The organism is Nostoc sp. S13 (genome assembly GCF_029379315.1).
Taxonomy (GTDB): Bacteria; Cyanobacteriota; Cyanobacteriia; order Cyanobacteriales; family Nostocaceae; genus Nostoc.
The window spans coordinates 37,727-62,654 of the sequence record NZ_JAQYWQ010000024.1 but is presented as its reverse complement, the minus strand read 5'-3'; the positions used below and the strand labels follow the sequence as shown (position 1 = coordinate 62,654).

25 protein-coding genes and 1 pseudogene are annotated in these 24,928 nt (G+C 42.3%); 11 read left to right on the top strand and 15 right to left on the bottom strand.

Features of this window, described 5'->3' with window-relative positions; all coding sequences use genetic code 11:
• Positions 1–127: 127 nt before the first annotated feature.
• The 3 genes from PUQ00_RS10710 to folB all read right to left on the bottom strand — a co-directional run bounded on the left by PUQ00_RS10710 (position 128) and on the right by folB (position 3,706).
• Positions 128–688 (bottom strand): sugar O-acetyltransferase, encoded by a 561-nt coding sequence (locus tag PUQ00_RS10710; protein WP_300415939.1) that lies wholly within the window; start codon positions 686–688, stop codon positions 128–130.
• A gap of 70 nt (positions 689–758) precedes the next feature.
• Positions 759–2,042, bottom strand: a complete 1,284-nt coding sequence (locus tag PUQ00_RS10705) for a diguanylate cyclase (RefSeq protein WP_300415937.1) — start codon at positions 2,040–2,042, stop codon at positions 759–761.
• 1,295 nt (positions 2,043–3,337) lie between these two features.
• A complete protein-coding gene (gene folB / locus PUQ00_RS10700; protein WP_300415935.1) occupies positions 3,338–3,706 on the bottom strand; it encodes a dihydroneopterin aldolase in 369 nt (122 codons plus the stop codon).
• 278 nt (positions 3,707–3,984) lie between these two features.
• On the opposite strand from folB, the gene menD reads away from it, so the two are divergent.
• The 3 genes from menD to PUQ00_RS10685 all read left to right on the top strand — a co-directional run bounded on the left by menD (position 3,985) and on the right by PUQ00_RS10685 (position 7,445).
• Positions 3,985–5,727 carry a 2-succinyl-5-enolpyruvyl-6-hydroxy-3-cyclohexene-1-carboxylic-acid synthase gene (menD, locus tag PUQ00_RS10695; protein ID WP_300415933.1) on the top strand — a complete coding sequence of 581 codons (1,743 nt, stop codon included), beginning with the start codon at positions 3,985–3,987 and terminating at the stop codon, positions 5,725–5,727.
• 162 nt (positions 5,728–5,889) lie between these two features.
• Positions 5,890–6,126: a helix-turn-helix domain-containing protein gene (locus PUQ00_RS10690; protein WP_300415931.1), complete on the top strand. Its 237-nt coding sequence runs from the start codon at positions 5,890–5,892 to the stop codon at positions 6,124–6,126.
• 5 nt (positions 6,127–6,131) lie between these two features.
• Entirely contained in the window at positions 6,132–7,445 is a 1,314-nt protein-coding gene (locus PUQ00_RS10685; RefSeq protein WP_300415929.1) for a site-specific DNA-methyltransferase, read from the top strand.
• Here PUQ00_RS10685 and PUQ00_RS10680 read toward each other — a convergent pair.
• The 3 genes and pseudogenes from PUQ00_RS10680 to PUQ00_RS10675 all read right to left on the bottom strand — a co-directional run bounded on the left by PUQ00_RS10680 (position 7,420) and on the right by PUQ00_RS10675 (position 9,647).
• Positions 7,420–8,367, bottom strand: coding sequence for a hypothetical protein (locus PUQ00_RS10680; protein ID WP_300415927.1), 948 nt, complete (start codon positions 8,365–8,367; stop codon positions 7,420–7,422). The genes PUQ00_RS10685 and PUQ00_RS10680 overlap by 26 nt on opposite strands.
• A gap of 18 nt (positions 8,368–8,385) precedes the next feature.
• A complete protein-coding gene (locus tag PUQ00_RS32785; RefSeq protein ID WP_366145954.1) occupies positions 8,386–8,460 on the bottom strand; it encodes a hypothetical protein in 75 nt (24 codons plus the stop codon).
• Between the two features lie 271 nt (positions 8,461–8,731).
• Positions 8,732–9,647: pseudogene (locus PUQ00_RS10675) on the bottom strand (DUF2887 domain-containing protein).
• Positions 9,648–9,762: 115 nt separating this feature from the next.
• Here PUQ00_RS10675 and menB point away from each other — a divergent pair.
• Positions 9,763–10,596: a 1,4-dihydroxy-2-naphthoyl-CoA synthase gene (menB, locus tag PUQ00_RS10670; protein ID WP_300415925.1), complete on the top strand. Its 834-nt coding sequence runs from the start codon at positions 9,763–9,765 to the stop codon at positions 10,594–10,596.
• Between the two features lie 127 nt (positions 10,597–10,723).
• Here menB and PUQ00_RS10665 read toward each other — a convergent pair whose 3' ends face one another.
• Together PUQ00_RS10665 and PUQ00_RS10660 are read right to left on the bottom strand one after the other, a co-directional pair.
• A complete protein-coding gene (locus PUQ00_RS10665) occupies positions 10,724–11,038 on the bottom strand; it encodes a hypothetical protein (RefSeq protein ID WP_300415923.1) in 315 nt (104 codons plus the stop codon).
• A 470-nt stretch (positions 11,039–11,508) separates the two neighbouring features.
• On the bottom strand, positions 11,509–12,048 hold the full coding sequence (locus PUQ00_RS10660) for a DciA family protein (protein ID WP_300415921.1): 540 nt from the start codon (positions 12,046–12,048) through the stop codon (positions 11,509–11,511).
• 22 nt (positions 12,049–12,070) lie between these two features.
• Here PUQ00_RS10660 and PUQ00_RS10655 point away from each other — a divergent pair, with 22 nt between their 5' ends.
• From PUQ00_RS10655 to PUQ00_RS10630, 6 genes are all read left to right on the top strand, one after another.
• On the top strand, positions 12,071–12,325 hold the full coding sequence (locus PUQ00_RS10655; RefSeq protein ID WP_300415919.1) for a hypothetical protein: 255 nt from the start codon (positions 12,071–12,073) through the stop codon (positions 12,323–12,325).
• Positions 12,282–13,616: a hypothetical protein gene (locus tag PUQ00_RS10650; protein ID WP_300415918.1), complete on the top strand. Its 1,335-nt coding sequence runs from the start codon at positions 12,282–12,284 to the stop codon at positions 13,614–13,616. Before PUQ00_RS10655 ends, PUQ00_RS10650 begins: the two co-directional genes overlap by 44 nt.
• A 276-nt stretch (positions 13,617–13,892) precedes the next feature.
• Entirely contained in the window at positions 13,893–14,648 is a 756-nt protein-coding gene (locus PUQ00_RS10645) for a PspA/IM30 family protein (protein WP_300415916.1), read from the top strand.
• Positions 14,649–14,810: 162 nt separating this feature from the next.
• Positions 14,811–15,587: a PspA/IM30 family protein gene (locus PUQ00_RS10640; protein WP_300415914.1), complete on the top strand. Its 777-nt coding sequence runs from the start codon at positions 14,811–14,813 to the stop codon at positions 15,585–15,587.
• A gap of 281 nt (positions 15,588–15,868) precedes the next feature.
• Positions 15,869–16,204 carry a thioredoxin family protein gene (locus tag PUQ00_RS10635; RefSeq protein WP_300415913.1) on the top strand — a complete coding sequence of 112 codons (336 nt, stop codon included), beginning with the start codon at positions 15,869–15,871 and terminating at the stop codon, positions 16,202–16,204.
• 104 nt (positions 16,205–16,308) lie between these two features.
• Complete coding sequence (locus PUQ00_RS10630) at positions 16,309–17,532, top strand: LL-diaminopimelate aminotransferase (RefSeq protein WP_300415911.1); 1,224 nt, start codon at positions 16,309–16,311, stop codon at positions 17,530–17,532.
• A 432-nt stretch (positions 17,533–17,964) separates the two neighbouring features.
• Here PUQ00_RS10630 and ssuE read toward each other — a convergent pair whose 3' ends face one another.
• The 4 genes from ssuE to PUQ00_RS10610 all read right to left on the bottom strand — a co-directional run bounded on the left by ssuE (position 17,965) and on the right by PUQ00_RS10610 (position 20,684).
• Positions 17,965–18,531 (bottom strand): NADPH-dependent FMN reductase, encoded by a 567-nt coding sequence (gene ssuE / locus PUQ00_RS10625; protein WP_292793726.1) that lies wholly within the window; start codon positions 18,529–18,531, stop codon positions 17,965–17,967.
• A complete protein-coding gene (locus PUQ00_RS10620; RefSeq protein ID WP_300415907.1) occupies positions 18,528–19,166 on the bottom strand; it encodes a carbonic anhydrase in 639 nt (212 codons plus the stop codon). Before PUQ00_RS10620 ends, ssuE begins: the two co-directional genes overlap by 4 nt.
• Positions 19,167–19,193: 27 nt before the next feature.
• Complete coding sequence (gene ssuD, locus PUQ00_RS10615) at positions 19,194–20,354, bottom strand: FMNH2-dependent alkanesulfonate monooxygenase (protein ID WP_300415906.1); 1,161 nt, start codon at positions 20,352–20,354, stop codon at positions 19,194–19,196.
• An 81-nt stretch (positions 20,355–20,435) separates the two neighbouring features.
• Positions 20,436–20,684, bottom strand: coding sequence for a hypothetical protein (locus PUQ00_RS10610; RefSeq protein ID WP_300415904.1), 249 nt, complete (start codon positions 20,682–20,684; stop codon positions 20,436–20,438).
• 455 nt (positions 20,685–21,139) lie between these two features.
• Between PUQ00_RS10610 and msrB the strand changes: the two genes are divergently transcribed.
• On the top strand, positions 21,140–21,634 hold the full coding sequence (gene msrB / locus PUQ00_RS10605) for a peptide-methionine (R)-S-oxide reductase MsrB (RefSeq protein WP_300415903.1): 495 nt from the start codon (positions 21,140–21,142) through the stop codon (positions 21,632–21,634).
• A gap of 433 nt (positions 21,635–22,067) precedes the next feature.
• Here msrB and mreD read toward each other — a convergent pair whose 3' ends face one another.
• The 3 genes from mreD to PUQ00_RS10590 all read right to left on the bottom strand — a co-directional run bounded on the left by mreD (position 22,068) and on the right by PUQ00_RS10590 (position 24,637).
• A complete protein-coding gene (gene mreD / locus PUQ00_RS10600) occupies positions 22,068–22,706 on the bottom strand; it encodes a rod shape-determining protein MreD (protein WP_300415902.1) in 639 nt (212 codons plus the stop codon).
• Positions 22,707–22,732: 26 nt separating this feature from the next.
• Entirely contained in the window at positions 22,733–23,527 is a 795-nt protein-coding gene (gene mreC / locus PUQ00_RS10595) for a rod shape-determining protein MreC (RefSeq protein WP_300415900.1), read from the bottom strand.
• A gap of 102 nt (positions 23,528–23,629) precedes the next feature.
• Entirely contained in the window at positions 23,630–24,637 is a 1,008-nt protein-coding gene (locus PUQ00_RS10590; RefSeq protein WP_300415943.1) for a rod shape-determining protein, read from the bottom strand.
• Positions 24,638–24,928: the final 291 nt, after the last annotated feature.

Below are 24,928 nucleotides of genomic sequence, written 5' to 3'. Positions count from 1 at the left end.
TTAATTTTTAATTTTTAATTTTTAATTCCCCGTTCGCGTAGCGTCTCCAAGAGTTGGGGTTGACCTTTCACATGATCTGAATTGTCAGAAAAGCGATCGCAGACTGGCTCTAATAAGTTTTATAATTCTAGGACAAATACCGAATGACGCGGCAGGGATTGCCAGCAGCGACAACATTCTCAGGTATATCTTTGACAACTACACTGCCAGCACCAATGGTTGTGTTATCACCAATAGTTACACCGGGACAAATAATTGCACTGCCACCAATCCAGACATTATTACCAATGTTAATTGGGGCAGCTAATTCTCTACCAGAAAGACGAATTTCCGGCTCTATCGGGTGATAAGCAGTGTAAATTTGCACATAAGGAGCGCACAAAACGTTTTCACCAATGTGAACTGTATTACAATCTAAAATTACACAGCCATAGTTCATATAAAATCTGTCGCCAGCGAAAATATTACTGCCATAGTCACAGTGAAAGGGTGGCACAATTAATACTTTCTGGCCGATATTTCCAAATAATTCTTGTAAAATTTGCTGCCGTTGCTCTTGCTGTTCTTCTGTTGTAGAATTGTAACTTCGCAATAGACGACTAGCTCGCTTATTTTCGGCAGCCAATTCTGGATCTTCTGCCAGATATAATTGGCCTGCGAGCATTTTCTGTTTTTCGGTCTTTTCCATGACAGACTTATGGGGCTTCTCGCTTGTATGTGATACACCTTAGTAGCCGCTAGAGTAGCATATTCCATCCTTAATTAAATACGGCATAAGTACCTTTTCCCTGCCGTTTAGCTCGGTACATAGCAATATCAGCATCTCGCAGCAGAGTTGCAGCCTCCTGATTCTTTCTAAAATTCCAAGTAATACCAATGCTGGCTGTAGCTGATAATTGATGTCCATTCAGCTGAATTGGCAATCGCAAGGAGTCTTGAATACGTTTGGCAAAATTGGTGGCATCGGTAATGTCTTTAATATCCTCCAAAAGAACAGTAAACTCATCACCACCAAATCGTGCTAGAGTATCGACACTGCGTAAGCACGACTCTAAACGTCTAGCGATCGCTACTAAAAAATCATCCCCTATTCCGTGCCCAAAGCGATCGTTAATCTCCTTGAACCCATCTAAATCCAAAAATAAAACTGCAAAATAATAATCGCTTCTGCGTCTGCTACGTTCAATTGCTTGTGTGAGGCGATCTAAAAATAAAACACGATTCGGTAATGCTGTCAGCCCATCATAAAATGCATTGCGGATCAGTTGTGCTTCTGTCTGCTTGCGTTTGCTGATGTCTTGAAAAACTAAAACCGCGCCAGTAATATTGCTATTCTGATCACGGATGAGTGAAATATTATTTCCAATCGCTATTTCTTTGCCATCTTTGGTAATCAGTGTACAGTTTTCAGGGAGATTCAAAACTTCACCTACTTCGATTACATATCTGGCTAAATTTTCAGTTGTTTTTCCTACATCTTTGTCAACTAAGTTAACGACTTCTACTAAATCTTTACCGAACACTTCACTTTGCTTCCAGCCAGTGATTAGTTCTGCTATGGGATTCATCATTTGAATACAACCATTTGCATCTGTCACAATCACTGCATAGCCCATACTGTTAATTACTGCCGCCAGCCTCTGTTTTTCTTCGTATAATATGTTTTTGCTCTGATGTTTGTGCAGAGCCGTTTCAATCGCAAAATGTAAATCACTTTCAATAAATGGTTTGACTATGTAGCTAAAAGGCTCACTTAGCTGATTTTTATGTAATGTTTTATATTCTGAACCCTCTGTTAGATACACTACAGGCACATGGAAGTGATTCTGGATAATATCCGCTACGTGTACACCGTCAACTTCCCCAGCTAGGCAGATATCAATTAATACTAAATGTGGACCAGTTTCTGCTACCTTTTTTATTGCATCTTCACCAGACTTATTTATTTCTGAAACAGAATAACCTAGTTTTTGTAAACTTTTTCTAATATTTGAGGCGGAAATTTTTTCATCCTCAACAACTAGGATTTTGTGGTTGAACATGTTAAAATAACCTGTTTGCTAAGGTTAAAATTTGTGTTATCAGTGTAAACTCGATCTGAAAGTTATTATCTTATCATAAACAATCTGTAACTACCTGTCTTCATATAAATACTGACTAATGAGCAAATAACACGTTATTAACCTACCATAATTTCTGTAATTGTCAAAGCTAATTCTGATCAGTTCATGCAGTTAATGACATTATATTAACTGCATGTATAAGTTAGTGTATAACTACTAGAAATAAATCAAACCAGAAATCAATCAAAAAGTGATTTTCAAAAATATGCACTAGCTTTTCTTCAGAGAAGCATAAATATTAAGTATAGTATTTATATAGAAATTAATAAAGAATAAAAGTTCATAAAATCACAGTATATTACTTTAATGTAAGTTAAGAAAAATAATATATAGGACTCAGATTTGATTTTTGAAAACATACTGAGACTGAAAAGACTGTTTTATCGCAATACGCTTGGGTTAAGGAGAATCGTAGGTTGGGTTTCGTTCCTCAACCCAACCTACGCAGTTTATGGTTTTTGACGCTAACCCAAGCGTATTGTGTTTTATCTAAAATCTTGTTCAGAAATCAGATATGAATCCTATAGTGTTTTTTATGTATAGCAATCCTAAATCATTCGTGAACAACAAGATCCCCGACTTCGTAAAAGTTGTCGGGGATCTGAGCCTAGCGATTTTCAAAAATCAAATAGGATTGCTATATATCCGACATTCCGCACTTCAAGATGTAGCACATAGATATTCAAGAAGATTTCCTAATATGCTCAATTGTTAAGTATTAATACTGGCAAATTTTGGTAATTTGTGATTCCTATTTAACCACCATTAGCCAGATGTTGGAAATCCTCGTATATTACATGATGAAGTGCGGAATGTGTGATATATAATAATATTTCTTCGTTAAATTACTACTAAAAATTAATCATTATCTGCATTTAAAGAGTTTAATACTATTTTGTCTACAAAGAGATTTTGTCTCAACCGGGGTCTAAATTCCCGTCTGAAACTGTCTTAAATTTTGAATAGTGAGTGAAATGGTGTTACTTAGAACTATTCATCGCTTCTGGTTAATACTTAATCACAAATCCTGTGATCTGAAAATACGCAAGTTAAATGCTCATCAGCAAATCACGGGATTTTTTAGTTTTTTGAGAATGAGGGGGTGGTGGGGGCGATGGCAGGAAAGATTCTCTTTGTCAGATACTTCTACCCTTCACCTAAAGCCCCTCTCTTTGCTAGCTTATAGATATTGAGAAAAAAACACATTTTGTGCTTTAGAGATTAAACTTACTTTTAGTGAGTTCAATGCTAATTTTGCCACTAAAGTCTGGAATAGGTGCGGCAGGTTTGCTCAGAATGACTTGGACTTGTGTTATACGATCGCATTCTTGGAGAATAGAATCTGCGATCGTTGTTACCAATTTCTCTACCAAAGCAAACTTAGACGTTTTAACCAGATGTTGTATCAAGCTAATGACACTGCGATAATCTAAAGTATCTTCGATCGCGTCAGTCTTGGCCGCTGTGGAGATATCCAACCATAACTTTACATCCACCTCAAACGATTGTCCTAGCACCTGTTCTTCTGGCAGATACCCAGTGTAGCCATAGCAGCGAATTCCTGTTAAATGAATGCAGTCCATAAAAGTTTGAGAGAAAATTGTGCATTTTGTAGAAAATGGAGCAAGTTTGTTTGGAGATTTTCTTTCCCACAAACTTGCGTGGCGGTTTTGGGTTCCATTACCGCATTTGTGAGGGTAGGCTTGCAACCCATTTTTAGGTCAAGCTGCTTTTGAAGTTCGGATGTTCGGCTTCCCTCCCTCGGACTTCTCTTCACCCAACTTTCCCAGATGGATTTTAAATTGAATTTCCCCAGACAAAATCTAAAATTTAAGATTGTTTTATAGCTATGTTTGATTTAATGCCGACCGCCTTTAAAAATATTAATCAACTTTGGGCTTATATTTTAACAGAGACGCTAAAGCGGTTGGGATTGACTTGTGTGATCATTTGTCCTGGTTCACGTTCTACACCCTTAGCAGTCGCCTTTGCTGAACAAATACCTGAGATTGAAGCGATTTCCATTCTCGATGAACGTTCCGCCGCCTTTTTTGCCTTGGGACAAGCTCAAGCAACCGGACGCCCTGTAGTACTACTTTGCACCTCTGGTACAGCAGGAGCTAACTTTTATTCAGCAGTAATTGAAGCCTCATATAGTCGCGTACCATTGTTGGTATTAACCACCGATAGACCGCCAGAATTGCGAGATTGTCACTCTGGGCAAACTGTAGATCAATTGAGATTATATGGAAACTACCCAAATTGGCAAACGGAGTTAGCTTTACCCTCCGCCGACATGGGAATGCTAGCTTATCTGCGACAAATGGTAATTCATAGCTGGGAAAGGGCGCAAACTCCTACAAAAGGGCCAGTACATTTAAATATTCCCTTTCGCGATCCTTTAGCGCCTCTTCCTGATGGAACTGACTTGAGTTATTTGCAATCACAGTTTCAACCAGAAGAGTTCTTCGCAGGAATAACAAACCCATGCCCCATGCCCCATGCCCCATGCCCTATCCCCAAAGAATGGAAGGAATGCGATCGCGGCATTATTATCGCAGGTGTTGCCCAACCACAGCAACCACAGGAATATGCAAAAGCGATCGCGCAACTTTCCCAAACTCTCAAATGGCCCGTGCTAGCTGAGGGACTCTCCCCAGTCAGAAATTATGCCGAACTCAACCCTTATTTAATTTCTACATATGACCTGATTTTGCGAAATCAGCAACTAGCAAAGCAGCTAGCGCCCAAAATGGTGATTCAGGTAGGAGAAATGCCTACGAGTAAAGAACTGCGTAACTGGATAGATGCAACGCAACCCCGACGTTGGGTAATTGACAATAGTGATCAAAACCTCGACCCTTTGCATGGCAGAACGACGCATTTACGGATATCTGTAGAAGACATAAAGGCAGAGGAGAGAAATTTATCTTTCTCGTCAGACTATGGAAAGAAATGGTGTGATGCGGAAGCTAAGGTCAGGTTAGTTGTTGACCAGACGATGGGTAAAATAGATGAAATAATTGAGAGTAAAGCAGCTTGGTTAATTTCTCAGATTTTACCGCCAGAAACGCCTCTGTTTATTGCCAATAGTATGCCTGTGCGGGATGTGGAATATTTCTGGAAACCGAATAATTTAGGAGTGCGATCGTACTTTAACCGGGGTGCAAATGGCATCGATGGCACATTATCCACAGCTTTAGGAATTGCCCATCGCCAGCAAAGTAGTGTGATGTTAACGGGAGATTTAGCTCTGTTGCATGACACCAATGGTTTTTTAATCCGCAATAAATTTGTCGGACATCTCACGATTGTGTTAATTAATAACAACGGTGGTGGTATTTTTGAAATGTTACCCATTGCCAAGTTTGACCCACCATTTGAAGAGTTTTTTGGCACTCCCCAGGATATTGATTTTGCTCAGTTGTGTGCTACTTATAATGTGCAGCATGAATTGATTACTTCTTGGCAGCAGTTGCAGCAAAGATTAAACCCGCTTCCAACTCAGGGAATTCGGGTTTTGGAGTTGCGGACAAATCGGAAAGCTGATGCTAAGTGGCGACAGGAGAATTTAAGGAAGTTTGCCGCAGATATTGTAATTTAACTATCTCATTAGGTGTAGCTGAATAGCAGTATAAAAACATAGCATTTGTGGCATCAAATTTAAAAGTACTTTCCCACAAGCCTTTCAAGTAGTGACGCTGCTCACCCTTGCAAAGTATTATAATTAGTAGTACAATAACGACTCTAGCGAATTTAACGACAAATGCGACAAGATGCTGAACATAACAATCATCAGAGTGAAGAAGATATTTCATTTTTGACAACTATTGAAGTGGCTAAACTTCTTCGTGTTCACCAAAGAACTGTACAAAGATGGATATCATCAAATAATCTTAAAGCGACAAAAGTGGGGCCAAGAATTTGGCGTATCAGAAAAAAAGACTTAGATGAGTTCCTGCAAAGGGATAAAAGTAGAAAACAAATAGAAGATAAATATTAACTCAAATGGCAACAGGAATACCTAGTAGAAATAGTCGTAAGAGTAAAAAACAAAATGTAATACCTTTTCGTTTGGAATATGAAGGCAAAATTCCTAGAGAAGATATATTAAGAATTCCGGTAGCCAAATTACACCGGATGATAAGTGTAGATGAACATCCAAGAAACAGACTAATATATGGAGAAAACTTAAGAGTTCTTAGTTTCTTTTTGAACGATGATACTGTCGCTGGTAAAGTTAGTTTAATTTATATTGATCCACCCTATGCGACAGGAAATAGTTTTGAATCTCGTCAAAGAGACCATGCTTACCACGACCTAATGGAAGGTGCGGAATACTTAGAGTTTTTACGTCAAAGACTAATTTTACTAAGAGAGATTTTATCCGATGAAGGTTCTATTTATATACATTTAGATGACAAGATGGCTTGTGCTGTCAAAATTATAATGGACGAAATTTTTGGTTCTAAAAACTTTCGCAATTGGATTACCAGGAAAAAATGTAACCCAAAAAACTATACGCGTAAACAGTACGGAAACACTGCTGACTATATTTTATTTTACACAAAAACAGATAATTATATATGGAATCAGCCTTTTAATCCTTGGACTGAAACTACTGCAAAGAAAGAGTATCAATATGTTGAAAAGGAGACTGGAAGAGTTTATAAGAAAGTTCCTGTTCATGCACCAGGTATAAGAAAAGGTGCAACAGGTCAACCTTGGAGAGGAATACTACCTCCTCCAGGTAAACACTGGCAATATACTCCAGAGACTTTAGACCAAATGGATGCACGCGGAGAGATTTACTGGTCACCAACAGGGAACCCAAGAAGAAAAGTTTATTTAGACAATAGTCAGGGTATTTCAGTCCAAGATATTTGGCTTGATTTCAAGGATGCTCACAATCAAAATATTAAAATTACTGGTTATCCAACAGAAAAAAATCCAGATATGATCAAACAAATAATTCTAGCATCGTCTAATGAGGGAGATATTGTTTTAGATGCATTCGCTGGAAGTGGAACTACTGCTGCTATAGCTGAAGAGTTAGGTAGAAAATGGATAGCTATTGATAATTCACAACTTGCTATAGCTACAATAGTTCAGCGTTTAGTTAAAGGAACAGAAGTAATGGGTGACTTCATTAACGGAAATAGTTCTGCTAAATGTGAACAAAAATCCTTAATAGGTATAAATAGAATTTTACGAAGTGGTCTAGATTTATATATTGAAGAAACACCAGAATTGGAGTTTATCTCTGATACTGTAATAGAGGATTGGGATAGCAAACTCAACTTTCAAGCCAATGTTGTGTAAATCTCTCATCAAGCATTTTCAGGGTGCATACCATTATTTTGCCAGTCCCATAGCTTTCTAGACGAGCGTAATCATTCCACATAGATCCTAGTAGTAATCCTGGGCCATCATTCAAATAAAATACTTTTAAAGCCACTTTATAAGTATCAGCATACTTTAGAATATCAGTTGCTTTATCTCGATTCCCACCAGTTCGATCATCTTCTTGAGAACCTCCTCTATCAGAGTCATAACGAGCAAATCCAACTACCAATGGGGTTCCATCTAATCGAGATATAAAAATATCTGCTGGAGTTTGAGCTTCCCAATTATCCAAAACCTTATCAAGCATTACATCTTTTCCAGCACGAACTGGCCCCTGAATTATATAGTTTTTACCAAATACTCTGTCAAACCATAAGAAAAACGCTTCTGTTAAGTCATAGCCTTTTTGCCCGCGTTTACTCTGTTCTAAAAGAAGAGCCATCAGAGTTTCATCGGGTACAGGACGATTTTGCAAATTTTTTCTAACCTCTTCTAAGCTACGAAATCTCTCACGAAAGTCGTTAATTATACTGGGAATATTACGTTTTTTCTTGGTCATTTCTACTGTCGTATCTGGTGATACATACCTCCGAAATACTCTAAGAAGTTGAATACGTAAAGGATCAGGCTCTTTTGTAATAATTTCGAGTAAATTTGCAGAGCTTGTTGCTTCGTATACCAATTCTATGAAACGCTCCAAAACTTTCTCGTAGAGCATTTTAGCTTCATCTAAAGAATCTGGGTAAAATGGTGAATCAAATATGGTAATCCACTTAGATGCAGTTACTTTGTAGCTACTGAATGAAATCAAAAGACAATCTCCATCGCCATAATCGATACAACTTTTTAAGTATAAAACACATAACTCTATAAAAAATGCCAAGGCTAAAGCTTCCAACTGTTCCAGCGATAATGTCTAAATTTTGGCTAAAACTTCCTTAGCAATTTTACCAAATAGTCGTTTTAACAGTCGGAGGACGAGCGATCGCACTCCTTCTTCCACCGCTTCTCATATACCCGCGTGTCTGCAAATGCTTCTTCAGTTCGGGAAACTTTATTTGTAGCCATCATTATTAGACTTATCCGGAAATGAGAACTTTATTTGGCTGAAACCTAGCTCTGGAGAGGGTTTTAGAGGTTCCTGTTTTATATAAGCTAAAAAGCCAGCTATGTAAGGGTTTCAGCTATTTTGAGGTTTATTTGTGGATAAGTCTATTTTACGGAGTGCGATCGCCCTTCTTCTTTGCGTCTCTGGGTGAAACTTACTCCCTTACTTCACCTTGTAACCATCCTGACAAATCAGCAAGAGTAGAGAAATCCAACAAAGCATCACCTAAAGCTTCCAACTGTTCCACCGATAACCCTTGAATCTGGGACAGAAGCGGATGAGGAATATTACCCACGCGCCGATTTAATAGTCGTAAAACGATCGCTCTTTCTCCTTCAACCTTTCCTTCGACCTTTCCTTCCTCTCGCCCTTCTTCCTTCGCTTCTACAATAGCCCGTGGTTCTTCAAAATTCAGTCCCAACATCGCTGCAATCTCCTCTCGACTTAGGGTAGAAAACTTGTAGACGATAATCGTCGTCACCCTTCGGGTTCGGCAGTCGCTCATGGGGGAAACCCCCAAGACCGCGCTGCCTCACCAAATCAATTATCGCTTGCTCCGATTGTTGCCGTGCTTGCTCCAGCAAAAACCGCGCCCCTTCCACTGCTTCGGTTTCAGAAGTAACATTTGTCAGCAACATCAAACCCAATCCCAAAGGTTGTTGTCGCAAATCCCCCAACTCATCCAGATAAACCCGCCTAACTTGACCACTTTCTAACAAAGCGCGGTGAATCGAAGAGGAAGAAGGTTCCAGGCTGCGAGAACCAAAAATTATGACTCCAAACCAGTCATCGTAACGGATAGAGTGGCGGTAGAGAAATAAAAACAATTCGCTAAAGAAGCGGTGATATAAGTCTTCGTCCTTCTGAAACTGCACTTCTGCAAAAAAGACGGTTTTGGAAACTGCATTAGGGGGAGGTAAAAACACGCCATCAATCCGAAATGCCGTTTCTTTCACCTCAACTGATTCAAACTGGTAGTTTTCCGCTTCTGCGGGTGGTTCATCTACTAATTCAAATAGCAAACCGGGAAATTGCTTAAATAATTTGTAGAAGATGGTGTCACGTCTCATTTTTATTCCTCAACACCCAGACAATTACCAGATTGTAAAGGCTTGAGACAACAATTTTAGCGATCGCTCTCAGACCGCGATAAAATTCTCAAGCACAACAGCGCACTCCATACCAATGCAAATTAACTGGCAAACTGCCAAAAGCTACGAAGATATCCTGTATCAAAAAAATGATGGCATCGCAAAAATCACCATCAACCGTCCCCACAAACGCAATGCCTTTCGTCCTAAAACTGTCTTTGAACTGTACGATGCTTTCTGTGATGCTCGTGAAGATACTACTATTGGTGTTGTCCTATTTACAGGTTATGGGCCACACACTGATGGCAAATATGCCTTCTGTTCTGGTGGTGATCAAAGTGTGCGGGGACATGGGGGTTATGTAGACGAAACAGGCATTCCCCGTTTAAATGTGCTGGACTTACAACGCCTGATTCGTTCCATGCCGAAAGTGGTGATTGCCCTAGTAGCTGGATATGCGATCGGTGGTGGACATGTCCTACACTTGATTTGTGACCTCACCATTGCCGCCGATAACGCCATTTTCGGACAGACTGGCCCCAAAGTCGGCAGTTTCGACGGTGGTTTTGGAGCCAGCTATCTCGCCCGCATTGTGGGGCAAAAAAAAGCTAGAGAAATTTGGTTTCTCTGCCGCCAATATGATGCCCAACAAGCTCTAGAAATGGGCTTAATTAATTGCGTCGTCCCAGTAGAACAACTAGAAGCGGAAGGTATTCAATGGGCGCAGGAGATTTTAGAAAAAAGTCCGATCGCAATTCGGTGTCTCAAAGCCGCGTTCAACGCTGATTGTGACGGACAAGCTGGTTTACAAGAACTTGCTGGCAACGCCACCCTGCTTTATTACATGACAGAAGAGGGAGCTGAGGGCAAACAAGCCTTTCTCGAAAAGCGTCCACCAGATTTTCGCTCTTTTCCTTGGTTGCCTTAGAATTGCAAAAATCGCACCCTTTAGTGAGGTGCGATTTTTGTAGATATAAACTTTTACAGCACTAAAAATCTTAAAAACAAATCTTATTTTAAGCAGACTACAAACTCAGTCCAGTAATAATGAATAATTAAATAACCACTGCTTTAGTCTTTACCTGTTCAGATATAGATGCAGTTATTTCCTCTACAGAGGCAAGAGTAGCATTATCTAAATCTGAGGCTAAGGAGTGAGAAGATGTTAAAACTGGGGCTGCATCTGGCAAACTCCAAGCATCTTCCAAGGTTTCCCAAGTAGGTGCAAAAGGTGGGAGCGCCAAAGAGCAAGCCTTCCAAGTTGCTTGAACTGGTGCTCCCAACTGCTGGCACATTCCGCCACGGCGACCCTCTGGCTGGTAATGACGGCAATATTTACAAGCAGATGCTAAAAATTTAACAGGTTTCATATTGATTCATCTTTAGTTTTGTTTCAGGCTCTATTTCACCCTTCTATTCTGCTTCTATATATAAATACGGATAAGAGCCAAAAAGGTATTATTTTGTCTAGGTTTCAGCGATCCCAAGGAAAAATAAACTTTAGGATGTTTTTATATTCTTGTTATATATTTAAATAATTTTGAGAGTGGTTAAATATAGATTTGGGCTAAAAATGATTAGGGATCAAGACTAAAACTAAAGCTTTTGATTTATCCAGCCTTTTAACTTCCTCCTTAAGGATAGTTTAAGGGAGAGAATTTAAGGTAAAGAGTCTGCTTTAAATACCAACTTCGGCATATTCTCGTAGTAAAATATCTTTCTTCTCAAGAATTCAGAACTATTTGATGTGACAGCAGCAAGTTACTTCAGTATTATGAATTTTGTTCAACGAATAATCGCTAAAATATTTTGCTTTTAATTTAGGTCAGAACTGACTCCTTCAAAACTGTTTAGCAGCACAGACAGAACAGACTGCCCAGCGATGGAGTTCGCCGGGTGGGGTGGGAGATTGACACTGAGGACAAAGGGGTAAGCCATGCGATCGCGATCGCATCACCTTAGTCCAATGCCCAAAAGCAGCATTTACATCCGTGGTAGGTGTAACATCAGGGCGGCTAATCTCATCACCAAGGTAACTGGGATGTTCATGGGGCGAAACCGTTTGTTGCTGTTTTGTCTCTACAGATGGATTCTGCCAGCCAGCTGTAGAGAAGCGAATATCAACCAAAGGTGTTGGCAGCTTTTTATTCAACTTTAAAAGCATAGATGTGCGACCAAAAGTCAAGTTTTGCGCCCAGGCAGCACTGGAAGTTGCTACCGACAAAACATCGCGCTGAATCGACAATGGTCGAGTATGTGCAGCAACTACTGGGCCAACAACTTCTGCCCAAAGCTTGAGTAGGCGTTGAAATGGTTGCTCCTGCCATTTAGCCTGCTTTTCCACAACGCCTAAAATATGATTAATTGATTTCAACGACATAGTTAAAAGTGCTGAGTAGGGAGTGGGGAGTGGGGATTGGGGAGATGAGGGAGATGAGGGAGATGAGGGAGATGAGGGAGATGAGGGAGATGAGGAGAATAACCAATGCCCAATGCCCAATGCCCCATGCCCAATGCCCCATGCCCAATGCCCAGTCTTTATAATTTCCGTTACTATTGTCACAAATATATCTAAAGTTAATTCCAGCAGTTTACGTTTGAGGCACAGAGACAATGACTCAAAACTCCCTGAACGATTCCGGTACTCAATCGTCTAAAACACCTGGCTTAAAACCAGCACTTGCAGCAGCACTAGCGAGTTTAGAAGTGCCGCTAGATCAAGAGTTAGCTCGATACCGACGCACGCGAACTGGTTTGATGTCATCGAACTATCCCCGTGTTTCAAGTTATATGAGCAGTCAACCCCAACCTTTGACTGCCATTCCTACAACATCGGGCACAACTGAGTCATTAGTAACGGAAATTAAAATCAACGTGCCGTCTGTCTCTGTACCCGTGAATCATCAGGAAACGCCAGCTATGGCAAAAATTGACGTACCACCCGGATCTGTAGTTGTGAATCCTCAAATGAACCCAGCGCCAGCTACGGCAAATACTGAAGAACTAAATAATCTGAATCTACCCTCCATCTCAGATTCTGCTAAAACACAAACTAAATTTTCACCACCTCCAGCTAACTTTTCTAGCAGCATTGTGCCAGTAGTCGTTAAAGATACTAAAGATGAAAATCTTTTGCAGCCAGATGACTATTTGGAATCTAGTGAAGCACTGCTGCGAAGTGTGACAGAAGAACAACCAGAAACTAAGAAGCCAAGCAATTATAACGACAGTCTACTATCACCTTTGGGTATCGGCTCCATGTTGCTGCTATTGGTAGCGAGTCTTACGTTGGGTTATGTAGTGTTCAATCCTAAAAGCTTCTCACAATGGAATTTAGGCAAGTTGTTTAACGGGAACTCGTCTCCCGCGCTAGAAAATACTGAGCAAGTTGCGAGTAATGTCCAACCTCAAATCCAGCCACCAAGCAGTTCTATACCAAAGTATCCCAATCTAGCTGCCCAAGAGTTTCCTGAGGTGAAAGACCCCAATGATGTAGTTGGCTTACAACCCAAAGTCCAACCAACTCTGGCAGTAGTGCCTAATCCAGTCGTTCCCCAAAAAAGAGCTAATCCTCAAGCGGCATTGCCTGTCCCCAACACAGCTCTAAAACCGACAAATCCGATCGCCTTAGCACCAGTACCGACGGTACAGCCCTTGCCTCTTTTGAATTTGCCTTCCACTTCACCGGCAAAAACCTCACCCAACCCAATCGCAACCTCACCAAAACCGAATGCAGAAATCAAACCAGGAACAGATGGGTTTTATCATGTAGTGATAGACAATAAAGGCGCGGTTTTAGCCTCAGCACGACAAGTAGTTCCCGATGCTTATTTATCACTTAACAAAGAATTGATTTATCTGGGTGCTTTTAAGACTAAAGCGCAAGTAAAACAACAGATGCAACTGTTACAGGCAAGGGGAATTAACGCACGAGTTCAGCAGCCATGAGTTGCAAAATTCTACGATACCATGAGATAAGAGTCGTGGGTCAATGAGTGCTGAGTTGTGAGTTAAGAGTCAAGAGTGCCGAGTAATAGAGACAAAATCTTGCTTGTTTAAGACCCGACGACAAAAAATCTTATACTCAGGACTTTAACTGGGCATTCAGCACTCCAAAACTACCCGACGACAAAAATTTTTATTCTCAGGACTTTAACTAGGCACTCAAAACTCAAAACTCAGCACTCAGCACTCATTACTGAGTTTCGTGAATGGAGAGCGGACATGGAATTAATCAAGCGTATCCTGCGGGTGATTCGCGCTAATCTCAATAGTTTGATCCGTGGTGCAGAAGATCCAGAAAAGATTCTGGAGCAAACTGTCCTAGAGATGCAGGAAAATCTGGTGCGGTTACGGCAAGGTGTCGCGCAAGCGATCGCTACCCAAAAACGCACCGAACGACAGGCGGGGGCTGCTCAGTCTCAAACAGAAGAATGGTATCGCCGCGCTCAATTGGCGCTGCAACAAGGCAGCGAACCTCTAGCACGCGAAGCTTTGACTAAGCGCCAAGCTTATAAAGAAACCTCTACAGCCCTCTTTTCCCAGATAGAGCAGCAAAACGATATAGTCGCTAGGCTAAAAAAGGATATGCGATCGCTAGAGTTAAAAATTGCCGAGGCGAAAACTAAAAAAGATATGTATATTGCTCGCGCCCGTTCTGCGGAAGCCTCTTATCGCCTCCAGGAAATGCTGGGCACAGTTTCTGCTACCAGCAGTCTGAGTGCCTTTGAGCGGATGGAAGAAAAAGTTTTGCAGATAGAGGCTAAATCGGAAGCAATTGCTCAACTCAGTAGCGACGACTTGGAAACACGATTTACTTCTTTGGAATCTACTAATAATGTGGATGCCGAATTGGCAGCGATGAAGGTGCAGGTTTTAAACCAGACAGAAAACACACAGCACAACAGTCTCCTCACTGAGGAGAACCAGAACACAGGGCAGCCTCCTCAACAGCAGTTACCCAAAACTCAGGACTCTTGAAGTTCGGCTAATTACCTCAGTTTGGAGCTATCTTAACAATTAAGAGTTGTTAGGAGGTACTGATTCCAAGCGGAAAGATTACATTTAAATAGGTAGCTATTAAAAAGTAAAAAAGCTAACTGTCCAACAAAAAGCGTAAACCAGACAAGGAAAAACAAAGTTATGGGATTATTTGATCGCATTAAGCGAGTAGTTAGTTCTAACCTCAACGACCTGGTTAACAAAGCCGAAGACCCCGAAAAAATGCTCGAACAAGCCATCCTGGAAATGCAGGAAGACTTGGTGCAGCTGCGTCAGGGAGTAGCCCAAGCGATCGCCAGCCAAAAACGCAGTGAAAAACAGTATAATGATGCCCAAAATGAAATCAATAAGTGGCAACGCAATGCCCAACTGGCGCTGCAAAAAGGTGATGAGAACTTAGCACGACAAGCTCTAGAGCGCAAGAAAACTTATACTGATACCAGCGCAGCCCTCAAAGGTAGTTTGGATACACAAAGCACTCAAGTTGAAACCCTCAAGCGCAACTTAATCCAGCTGGAAAGCAAGATTTCTGAAGCTAAAACTAAGAAAGAAATGCTCAAAGCTCGGATCACCACTGCCAAAGCCCAAGAGCAACTCCAAAGCATGGTAAGTGGGATGAATACCAGCAGTGCAATGTCTGCCTTCGAGCGGATGGAAGAAAAAGTCTTGATCCAAGAATCCCGGGCCCAGGCACTAGGAGAGTTAGCAGGAGCAGATTTAGAAACTCAATTTGCTCGGTTGGAAGGTGGTAGCGATGTTGATGATGAATTGGCAGCTTTGAAAGCGCAAATATTACCACCCGCTACTCCCCAAAATCAACCCCAACTGCCACCACAACAACAACCCACTACTCCTAAGTCTAATGAGGTGGTTGATGCCGAGTTGGATTCCCTACGCAAGCAATTGGATCAACTGTAAAATTAGCAGGAAACTTTTTTGAACTAGTCCCACACCTGCTGGCTGTGGGATTTTACGTCATTAGTCTACCAATTTTGGATTTTGGACTTTCCTGCGGAACGCTACGCGAAGGCTGCGCTCAGTCGAACGATTTTGGATTTTGGATTGAAAGAGACCACCTTAACGTAGTGTGGGTAGTTCACGAGTCCTAATAACTGGGAATTATTGATTATGGAATATTGACTAGTTTGGGATAAAGTATTGTGTGTGCCAACTTTGATCGCCACCTGATGGAGACTGCAATGAGTAAGGCTGTAATCACCATAACTGATGCTGAGTTTGAAACCGAAGTGTTAAAAGCCAAGCAGCCTGTATTAGTTTACTTTTGGGCTGACTGGTGTGGGCCTTGTCAATTGATGTCGCCCGCAATCGCGCAAGCTGCCATCGAATATAGCGATCGCCTCAAAGTCGTTAAAATGGAAATTGACCCCAACCCACTCACTGTTAAGCAGTACCAAGTGGAAGGTGTTCCCGCCCTCAGACTATTTCAAGGTCAGGAAGTTTTGATATCCACCGAGGGAGTCATCGGTAAAGATAAATTACTCGCTCTCCTCGATACCCACTTAAATAGTAATTAGTTAAAAGTCAAGAGTCCAAAGTTCAAAGTCTACAGTCCAAGAGTTTTTGACCATTGACTCTTGACCCTTGATCATTGACCTTTGACCGTTGACTCCTGACTAATATGCAATTTGCAAAACGTTTACAACCCCTGCAATCTAATGTATTTGCTGATATGGACAGAGCCAAGGCAGTCGCTTTGGCAGCTGGACGCCAGGTAATTGATTTGTCGTTAGGGTCTTCTGATTTACCAGCCGAGGCCCATGTCATTGAGGCGATCGCCCAGTCTCTTGGCGATCGCAGTACCCACGGCTATCTGTTGTTTAACGGTACCCTTGGATTTCGCCAAGCCGCAGCCAACTGGTACGAACAAAAATTTGGCATCAAAGTCGATCCCGAAACTGAGATACTACCTCTGATTGGTTCTCAAGAAGGCACAGCCCATTTACCCCTAGCAATACTCAATCCAGGAGATTTCGCCCTGTTGCTCGATCCAGGTTATCCCTCTCACGCTGGGGGAGTCTACCTAGCCAGTGGTCAAATCTACTCGATGCCACTACGGGCAGAAAACGGTTTTTTACCAGTGTTTGCTGATATTCCTGCCCCTGTCTTAGCCCAGTCGCGGATGATGGTATTAAGTTATCCTCACAATCCCACAGCTGCGATCGCTCCTTTATCTTTCTTCCAAGAAGCTGTCGCCTTCTGTCAAGAACACAATCTCGCCCTGGTTCACGATTTCCCCTACGTAGATTTGGTATTTGGGGAGAGTGGGGAGTGGACAGATTCTTCTCCCAATCCAAAATCCAAAATCCAAAATCCAAAATCGCTAGTTCCTTCAATTCTGCAAGCTGATCCAGAGAAAAGCGTCTCGATTGAATTTTTCACCCTTTCCAAGTCCTACAATATGGGCGGCTTCCGCATCGGCTACGCCATCGGTAATGCCCAGTTAATTAACGCCTTACGCCAGGTAAAAGCCGCAGTTGATTTTAATCAGTATCGAGGGATTTTGAATGGTGCGATCGCTGCCCTGACTGGCCCCCAATCTGGGGTAAAATCTGCTGTCGCTACTTTCCAGGGGCGGCGTGATGCTTTCATCAACGCTTTACACCGCATTGGCTGGAACGTTCCCACTCCCCAAGCCACAATGTACATCTGGGCAAAATTGCCCTCACCTTGGAGTCAAAACTCCATAGATTTTTGTACTCAGTTAGTCAAACAAACTGGTGTAGCTGCTTCCCCTGGTGCTGGCTTTGGCAAATCTGGAGAAGGGTATGTCCGTTTTGCCTTGGTGCATGAGCCACTTTTATTAGAAACTGCTGTGGAAAGAATGGCTCAGTTCCTTGATTGAACATTCTTCTCAAAGTGAATACCAAAGATTTTTGGTGTCAAAGTCTAGGAATGAAACACGTGCTTGAGCATCGATTCAGTAATCAAAAACTTAACCCCCAGCCCCCTTCCCTACCAGGGAAGTAGGAGCCAAACTCCCCTCTGGGCTTACCTAACGCCAGGCTGACGCCAACAAAGAGGAGTTGGGGGAGAGCTTCTTCCAGGATTACTGAATTGGTATTCTAAGGGCGCACATGTGTGCATTGTGGTGTCAACTTAAGGTAAAAGCGAGTCTAGAAGAAGCTTTGAAAGATTGTCTCGAAAAGAAGTCTTCGACTCTTAATCCGTAATTGACAATAAATTTATGTTGCTCTAATTAACTTTTAGAAAAAGGTAGCAGATGGGTAAAAATTACCCTTCTGCTACGAGCAAACGGAGGTATAAACTTGATTATTTAATTGGCATGAACCAATTCTTGAGGCGCTGCGGCATCATATTCTACAGCTTTAACAAATTCCTTGAGAACATCTTTGAGTCTTTGCTCAATTTCCTCATCTAACAGAACGCTGTTATCAGCTTGTCGTTGAATTTGTTTGTCTACCGCATAAATAGTCGCTAGGATATGCCGCGCTCCTAATTCAGATAACACAGGTTTCAGGGCATATTCAATTGCCAATAAGTGAGCGATCGTCCCACCAAGAGCAATTGGTAATACGGGTTTACCTGTCAATGATTTTTGTGGCAGCAAATCTAGAAATGTTTTGAGCACTCCTGTATAAGCAGCTTTGTAAATTGGGGTGGCAATAATCACACCATCTGCCTTTGCTAATAAAGCTTTTGGCTGTTCTAAAGCAGGGCTGTCGTATCGTCCAAAAATTAAATCTTCAGCAGGCAAATCCCGAACTGAAATAATGTCTACATGCAAGCCTTCTTGTTGTAAAAGCTTGGCAGTGTATTCGACAACACCATAGGTTCTAGATGGGTGGGTTGGACTACCAGCGATCGCTAGAATATGAGTCATTCAATTAAACTCCCAATTTCTAAAACGGGTTGAGTATGTTTCGTGGTTTTGGTCTTCATAGCTGATGCTGTGTTAACCTTCTCACTCAGACGTTTGTAGGGATGGCGCAAACTCATACTCTCTACTTCCCAGATGTAGCCATGAATAACTACATCTTGGGGAATTAAAGCAGAATTACGCAGCAATTCCACTTGCTGTGTGCAGATTTCATCCACATCGGTAAACGTTTTGATCCACTTGGAAAAAACGCCTTTTGGTAGCTTCAACTCTGGCAAAGCAGGATCTACACTAACTTGATCCACGTCAATACCTTGATTTCGCAATACCTCACTGAGAAAATCTCCTGATGCTGTCATCATGCCACATTCGGTATGATTAATAACGATGATTTCTTTGGTACCAAAAAACTGTGTAGTTAACATCGCTGACCGAATAGCATCATCTGTAACTAACCCACCCGCATTACGGAAAATATGAGCATCTCCTTCACCAATTCCTAATGCTTTCTCCACAGGTAAACGTTCGTCCATGCAAGCTAGCACCCACAAGCGTTTATTGTTAGGTATCCTCAACTGACGACGCAATGCCCACGCTTCTTTTTCTGAGATTTTTTGGTCAATTTGTTGGTGCAACATGGCTGGTAATCTACTAGTTCTTAATTACTAGGATATGGACGTTGCTCTTTGTTGATGCTGTTGCTTAGGGAAATCTTCATTTGCCACAATCTCGCTAAATGGACTTAAGACATGTTGTTTTTCCACTGCGGGCAGATTCTCTAAGGGCAAATGGGGAAATAGAAGTTCTGCAACTCGATAAGCTTCCTCTAGGTGGGGATAGCCAGAAAGGATAAAGGACTCAATACCTAAAGAAGCGTATTCCAACATCCTGGCAGCTACGGTTTGAGGATCGCCTACTAAGGCCGTTCCCGCACCACCCCGCACCAAACCAACTCCCGCCCACAGGTTCGGGCTTATCTCTAATGCCTCACGATTACCGTGATGTAATTGGGTCATACGGCGTTGTCCTTCTGAATCCATCCGGGCATAAGCTTTTTGGGCTTTTGCGATCGCTTCGTCATCCACATACCGAATTAAGTCATTCGCCGCATCCCAAGCTTGACTCTCGGTTTCGCGCACAATCACATGTAAGCGAATCCCAAATCGCAAAGTTCGCCCTTCTGATAAAGCAAGTCTGCGAACTGATGCAATCTTCTCGGCTACTTGCGCCGGTGGTTCGCCCCAAGTTAGATAGACATCTACATGCTTGGCAGCAATTTTTTGAGCAACACCAGAAGAACCGCCAAACCACAAGGGCGGATATGGCTTCTGGACGGGTGGAAACAGCAGTTTCCCATCCTGAATGTTGAGATAGTCGCCCTGAAGATTAGCTTGTTCACCACTAGCGATCGCTCGCCACACTGTCAAAAATTCATCTGTTAATTCATAGCGCTGATCGTGACTTAAATGCAAGCCATCTCCCGCCAACTCCACAGGATCGCCCCCGGTAACAACATTAATTAGCAAGCGTCCTCCAGAGAGGCGATCAAAGGTCGCTGCCATCCGCGCTGCTACCCCAGGTGATACCAAACCAGGACGAATCGCCACCAAAAAACGCATCTGTCGCGTCAGTGATACCAGCGTTGACGCTACAATCCAAGCATCTTCGCAAGAACGTCCCGTAGGCAGCAATGCCCCTGTATAACCAAGGTCATCTACCGCTTGGGCTATCTGCCGCAGATAAGGAAAGCTTACTGCCCGCCCGCCTGTAGCAGTTGCAAGGTAACGTCCGTCGCCGTGGGTTGGGATGAACCATAGTAGCTGCATGAATCCTGTCCTTTTAAACTACGATAAGCCGATAGAAATACCGTATTTTATTTATAGTTCTTAAACTACCACACATTTTACTTAATCAAGCAAGAAGTTTTCAGAAAATTCCGGTATTTCTATCAGTCCAATGTATATTGAGCCGTGTTCAATCAGCTGGCGATCGGAAAAATTGGGTATTGGGTATTGGGTATTGGGTATTGGGCATTGGGCATTGGGCATTGGGCATTGGGCATTGGGCATTGGGCATTGGGCACTTGTACTGAGCGTTCGCGTAGCGTCTCGTAGAGAAGCCGTTGGCGTAGCCTCTCGTAGAGAAGTATTGGGCATTGGGCATCAATTGTCCCCCTGTTTCCCTGCATTGGTGTCAACTTAAGCCAAAACCCTTTTCAAACCTCGTTTCCAGCCAGAGGCTGGAAATGCTGCTCATTGCGGCTCTGCCGCTAGTCTTGAGGCGGAGCCTCTAATAGGCATTCCCAGTCCGAGGCTGGGAACGAGACAATCTCTAAAAGCTCGTTATAGAGTGGCTTTCAGCTTAAGTTGATACCTATGGCTCCCCTACTTCCCCTACATCTATGCACGACCTGTAACACACATCCAGGTGTACTGTCCAAAATCAGGTCAAGTTGATCTGATTCCCGTGCAGTATTTTGTTATTTCTTAGCTAATTTTAATGAGATTATCAGGGCTAATTCAGAGCGATCGCTGATTATACTCATGGATGTAGTGAATCCCGTACTGGAGTTGATTGGCCAGTTAAGGGGAAAATAGAAAATAATAGATATATGGACAAACGCTATTTTTTACAGGCTAGTGCAGTAATAGTCGGCACAGCATTGTTATCAAGGTATATCAATTGGGAGTCAAAAGCTATGACAACTTCTCAGAGTGGATTTGAAATTACTAAACCAGAATCAGAGTGGCGCACGATTTTAACGCCAGAACAGTTTAATGTGTTGCGTAAGCATGGGACTGAACGCCCTCACACCAGCCCACTGGATAAAGAATACGAGAATGGTACTTATTTTTGTGCCGCGTGTGAACAGCCACTGTTTACATCTGATACAAAATTTAACAGTGGTACTGGTTGGCCCAGCTTTTTTAATCCAATTGAAGGTGCGATCGCTCTAACTGTAGATAAGTCGTTGTTTATGACCAGAACTGAAGTACATTGTAGTCGCTGTGGTGGTCATCTGGGTCATGTTTTTGATGACGGGCCTGCACCCACTGGTAAGCGCTACTGCATGAACGGTGTTTCGCTGGAGTTTGTTCCTGCTTGATTCAGTTGCGTCACCGATAGCGGTAGCGAGTCATTTAGCGTCACGAGTGTCACAGCCCGTCGTAGATATCGCACCGACTAACCTAAATCATCCTATTTGCTTGGCTCTTGTTTCTCCTTTTTGTCTTTGGGATCTTTTTTAGGTTTTTTAGCTTCTTTATTACTTTTTCTTTCCTTAGACATCAGCGTTCTCCAACTAAGTTAATCAGTGAAAGCTTCCACATTCTGCCGTCAGGTAATCAGGAGATGACTTACCTGATTTTTTTTAAGGCAAAAAAGAAAGCATCAGACAGGAATGCTACCAACTACCATCATAGGGTGTTGTTTAATTCACTGTCGCTTAAATCTATATTGCCAGAGGTTGCCCAAATTCCATAAAGATTTAGGATACACAGGATAATTTTCTTGAATCTCACCTGTAACCTATCCCCTTCTTAACTCCTAACTCCCTTTGCTAATTGCTCTAATGATTTCATCCTCTGCCACCAACGATTTAGGGGATAATAGACTACAGGTGCCCACAGACTACTAAGAATGGCAGAAGCTAGGGCGACACGTTGGTAATATGTCCAAATATCTGTTAGTTTGCGATCGTCGCCAATCAAAGTTAATTGCAAGCCAAAAATAGTTTCTGCCAAAACTGCCATAACAAAGACAATTACAGCAATCGAAATGAAATCTTCTTCGATAAAACGCTGTTTCTGGAGCAGACTAGTTAAAATCCCCACTATACCTAAACTGAGAGCATGAGTAGGGTTAGGTGATGTCATTGAATCTTGAAGTAGTCCCACAACTATACCTGCGAATGCTCCAAAAAACACTGGGCGCTTCACACTCCAAGCTACCACCCAAATTAACAGCCAATTAGGGCCAATTCCCAATAATTCCATACCTGGGAAGCGGGTTGGCAATAATAATAAACATAACAGTACAGATCCAACCGTCACAATCCAACCCAACAACTGACGTATACCCGGATGCCAACGAGAAAGCGGCTGGATTTGGAATTTCGATTTTCGCTCTGACGATTCTGGCTTTCTCTGCCTGCTGTTACCAAATGCAGGAATCTTCATTTTTCTATAGATTTTCAAGAGAGAATTTACTTAGACTTTTGCAGCACTTGATTTTCCGACTCTTGGTTTTCTGGCTTTGGATAAACAGCTACCCAATCGAGAGAGCGGATTGGCGGAAAAAGCTCAATTTTCGCCACTGATCCCGGAAGTTTCTTTAAATCTAGCGATTTAATTCGTCCTACTGCCAAGCCAGAGGGAAATTTCTGACTATAAGTAGATGTGGAAATTAAATCTCCTACTTTGACATTTGGGACTTTTTCATAAAACTCCAGCACAGCTTCTGCTGAAGAATCTCCTCGTAAAACGCCTTTAGCTGCCGTGCGGCTAACTGATACACCCACTTGACTATTGAGGTCACTGATTAATAAGACGCGGCTAGTATTGGGAGTTACACTCTCCACCAGACCCACCAATCCGCCATCTGCCTTGACTATGAAGCCTTCACCAATCCCCACATTTGCCCCGCGATTCAGCGTAACTTGTTGCCACCACTGGTCAGCACTACGTCCTATCACCCGTGCTGGAATTGGCCGTGATGCCAGTGGCTCTTTTTCCACATAGCCTAATAAATCTTGTAGCTTTGTCTTTTGAGTTTCCAAATCTACTATCCGAGTTTGCAATTCCAATATCCGGGCATCTCTAATACCTTCTTCTGGAGTTGGCCCTGGCTGCAACATCTCTAACGGACGGGTAATTGCCTGGTATGTTTCAAACACCAGCTCACCTTGAGTCTGTCGCAATATCCAAGCACTACCAATTACTAGAGCTAACAACCCGATTTGTAACCCTTTACGATCCCACCAACGCCGTATTGTAACCATATATACCTATGTATATTTATACGAATTAAGTTCTACTTGGATTCTATTTATATAGAACCCAAATAGAACTTAAATAGAACTCAAATATGATATTTTTTTTTGCTACATATTGCGAGAGCTTTCGGTGACAACTCGTTCCAACTGTTTGAAGTTTTCTAACACACGACCTGTTCCCAGCACAACACAGCACAAAGGATCGGCAGCAATGTGAGTAATAATCCCTGTTTCATGGCTAATCAGGGTATCTATGCCTTTGAGCAAAGCACCGCCACCAGCTAACATAATACCTCTGTCAATAATGTCTGCTGCCAGTTCTGGAGGTGTGCGTTCCAGTGTCCGCTTCACGGCTTCTATAATTACTGATAGTGGTTCCAACATGCTTTCACGAATTTCTGGGGCTTTGATTGTGACAGTTCGCGGTAGACCAGAAAGCAGGTGTAAGCCTCGGACTTCCATCATGGCGTCATTATCATCATTAGTCGGATAGGCAGAACCAAGCCGAATCTTGATGTCTTCGGCAGTACGTTCACCAATGACTAAGTTATGAACTTTCTTAATATACTGAATGATCGCTTCAGTCAGTTCATCTCCAGCAATGCGTACTGATTCGCTGATTACTGTACCCTGAAGACTTAGCACCGCAACTTCTGTTGTGCCACCACCAATATCAATGATCATGTTGCCAGTCGGTTCAGCAACAGGTAGTCCTGCACCAATTGCCGCAGCTATCGGTTCATCGATTAAATATACTTTTCTTGCCCCTGCTTGATGAGCTGCATCCATCACAGCTCGCCTTTCTACTCCTGTGACACCACTGGGAATACCAATGACAATCCGGGGTAAGATTAGGGATCTGCCTTCATTTACACGCTGAATAAAGCTTTTCAGCATCAGCTCGGCTATATCGAAATCAGCAATTACACCATCACGCAAGGGGCGGAGGGCAATCACATTTCCGGGTGTGCGACCGAGCATTTTTTTGGCTTCTTCTCCCACTGCTAGCGCGACCTTTTCGTTGACATCGATCGCAACTACAGAAGGTTCTTGCAGTACAATACCTTTACCAGATACATAAACCAGAGTGTTAGCGGTACCGAGGTCGATACCCATATCCCATGATGTGCGAAAGTTCCTAAAAATACCCACGCGTCTCTAAGCCCCCTATGTGCGATACTTCTTGACTACAACGGTAAGAGTTAATCGTGCTCGATTTGATGAAGTTTGTATCCTGAGTTGAGTAAACTAGACTACATTTTTAGATGATTGCCAGGTATATTTACTAGGTATCAGGCTTTCTATTTTTTGATATTCTCTGGTTAACTAAGTATATCTGTATACTTTTATGTGTTTCTCCAAGTAGTATGTATAATTTTTCAATTCAACTATATTGTTAACTGTTTA